This is a genomic window from Collinsella aerofaciens, from assembly GCF_018785265.1.
Lineage (GTDB): Bacteria > Actinomycetota > Coriobacteriia > Coriobacteriales > Coriobacteriaceae > Collinsella > Collinsella aerofaciens_AI.
The window spans coordinates 1-2,424 of record NZ_WQPK01000058.1 but is presented as its reverse complement, the minus strand read 5'-3'; the positions used below and the strand labels follow the sequence as shown (position 1 = coordinate 2,424).

The window sequence follows — 2,424 nt, the reverse complement described above, 5'->3', positions numbered from 1 at the left end:
GCTGGGCAGCCTGCCCCTCTACGCGCTGGGGCTCGGCGTGGCCCTGCGCCTCGGCCGCAACGCCGCCATCGGCGCCGGCGCGGCGGGGATGCTCCTCGCCTTCTTCTCAGTGGGCGGACTTGCGCACGGCCTCATGACCGGCGAGCTCACCGGTGCCCTGGCGACGCCCCTGAGCTGGGTGCCGCTCGCCTGGCCCGCGCGTCTGGGGTCGCTCGGGGTGGAGGCTTTCATCGACGCCGCACGCGCGGTGGGCCCTCTCCTCACGACTGCGCTCGCTGGCCTCGTGCTCACCCTGGCAACCGCCGCCGTCCTTATCGCCTGGTTCTGCCGCTTCGAGGACGGGAGGGCAGATGCGTAGGAAGCCGCTCGCCGCCGTGCTCGCCCTCCTCTCCGCAACGCTCGTCCTGGGCGGGAATGCCCTGCTCGACGCCGGCTGGGGGTCGGCGCTGCGCTCGATTGCCGACCGCGTGCTGCCCAACCCTGAGATCACCATGTGGGCGCCCGAGCCCGGCAGTCACGCGAGCTCCTACGCCGACGCCACCGGGGCGGGGGCGAACTACGTCTACCTGGTGGACGCGGCGGACGACAGGGGCAATGTCCGAGAGCTCCAGCTCATCTTCTTCGGGCGGGAGTCGGACGGCGAGGGCTGGCTCGAGATCGAGGCGCGCGGCGGCTCGGGCGTGCGCTACCGCGCGTGCGATGCGGCCGAGGCGCCCGCGGCTGCGCGCGGGGCTCTGGACCGCTGAGCGCGTCGCTAGTACAATTCCGACGGGAGTTTCAGGAGGTCGAACATGGCGAGGATACTGGCAGTGGATGATGAACGGGCGATCCTCGACGCGCTCGCGCGCGTCCTCGGCCGCGACGGCCATGAGGTCGTCAAGGCAGCGGACCCGACGGCGGTCCCGGGGATGGACCTCTCGCGCTTCGACCTCGTGCTCTGCGACGTCATGATGCCGGGGCTCGACGGCTTCGAGCTCGTGCGGCAGATCCGCCCGGACTTCGACGGGCCCATCATCTTCCTGACCGCGCGCGCGGCCGAGGAGGACGCCGTGGCCGGCTACGGCCTGGGCGCCGACGACTACGTCCGCAAGCCCTTCGGGGCCGCGGAGCTGCGCGCCAAGGTCGCGGCCCATCTACGCCGTGAGCGCCGGCCGCGCTCGCACGCCCTCTCCTTCGGGGAGGTGAGGATCGACCTCGGGGCGCGCGGCCTCGCCGTGGGAGGCGAGGCCGTGCCGCTCACGCCCACCGAGTACGCCATCTGCGAGTACCTCGCCCGCCACCCCGGGCAGGTCATGAGCCGCGCGCAGATACGCGAGGCGGTGCTCGGCTGGGAGAGCGACGCCGACGACGCGGCCATATCCATGCAGGTCAGCCGCGCCCGAAGGAAACTCTCCGAGGCCGGCGCCGATCCGATCGCGACCGTCTGGGGGATGGGGTACAAGTGGCAGCTCTAAGGACCGGGGCGCGAGGTCGCGGGGGCATGCCGCTCTCCTTCGTCATCGCGCGATACTTCGCCTACGCGTTCGCGGCGGTCGCCACGGCGTGGCTCGCCTCGTTCATGGTGCTCTCCGTGGCGATCAACGCGGGCTTCGTCTACGAGGCAAGCTGGGGGCCGGCCAATGCGCGCGAGGTCGCGGAGGGCCTGGCACGCGACGGCGTCTGCGGGCAGCAGGACGTGCCGACGGCGTACCGCTACCTCATCCTGAACAAGGACGGATACGTGCTGATGACAGACCTCGAGGGCACGCGGCTCGAGGACGCGACGGAAATGGCCCGTGCGGCACTCGCCGCGGATCCGGGCACAGTGGAGATCGAGGGCGGGGGCTCGGGCCTCACCTACGCCGCGTTCCCGCTCAAGGGCGGCGGGGCCTGCGCACTCGTCAGCGAGTACCTGCCGCAGTGGGTCTCCCGCGACCTCGCCGGCCTGCTTCCCAACCCGCAGAATCTCATGCTCGTCGGCGCCGCGGCGGGAAGCGCGCTCGCGCTCGCGCTCGTGGCGCGCCGCGCGAGCCGCGTGATCTCGCGCAAGATGGCGCCGCTCGCGGAGGCGGCGGGGCGCGTCGGCGCGGGGGAGCTCGACTTCGCGGTCGGCAGCACCAACGTGCGCGAGGTGAACGACGTCCTCGCCGCGATGGACGCCATGCGGGCCTCCCTCGCCGAGTCGCTCGAGGCCCGCTGGGCCGCGGAGCGGGGGCAGCGCGAGCAGATGGCGTCGCTCGCCCACGACCTCAAGACGCCGCTCACCGTGCTGCGCGCCAACGCCGACTTCGTGGCGGAGGAGCTGGAAGACGAGAAAGACGCCGACCTCGCGGCCGCCGCGCGCGACATAGCCGGCAGTGTCGAAAGGCTCGACGGCTACGTGCGCCTGCTCATCGAGGCCTCGCGCGGGTCCGGCGGGGCGGAGAGGGCCCCCATGCGGCCGGC

The 2,424-nt window shown here is 72.8% G+C and carries 4 protein-coding genes; all 4 read left to right on the top strand.

The window, feature by feature from the left end:
- Positions 1 to 358 (top strand): ABC-2 family transporter permease (locus tag GPK42_RS09800; RefSeq protein WP_479928816.1); only part of this gene is annotated, 358 nt, incomplete at its 5' end.
- Complete coding sequence (locus GPK42_RS09795; RefSeq protein WP_215694961.1) at positions 351 to 746, top strand: hypothetical protein; 396 nt, start codon at positions 351 to 353, stop codon at positions 744 to 746. The genes GPK42_RS09800 and GPK42_RS09795, both read left to right, overlap by 8 nt.
- A gap of 45 nt (positions 747 to 791) precedes the next feature.
- A complete protein-coding gene (locus tag GPK42_RS09790; protein WP_215694960.1) occupies positions 792 to 1,454 on the top strand; it encodes a response regulator transcription factor in 663 nt (220 codons plus the stop codon).
- A 26-nt stretch (positions 1,455 to 1,480) separates the two neighbouring features.
- A partial coding sequence (locus tag GPK42_RS09785; protein ID WP_275950441.1) for a histidine kinase dimerization/phospho-acceptor domain-containing protein occupies positions 1,481 to 2,424 on the top strand: 944 nt, incomplete at its 3' end.

What these genes read in the sequence shown, in the direction of transcription:
- GPK42_RS09795 (WP_215694961.1), top strand. Translation starts at nt 351, where the DNA reads ATGCGTAGGAAGCCGCTCGCCGCCGTGCTCGCCCTCCTCTCCGCAACG.
- GPK42_RS09790 (WP_215694960.1), top strand. Translation starts at nt 792, where the DNA reads ATGGCGAGGATACTGGCAGTGGATGATGAACGGGCGATCCTCGACGCG.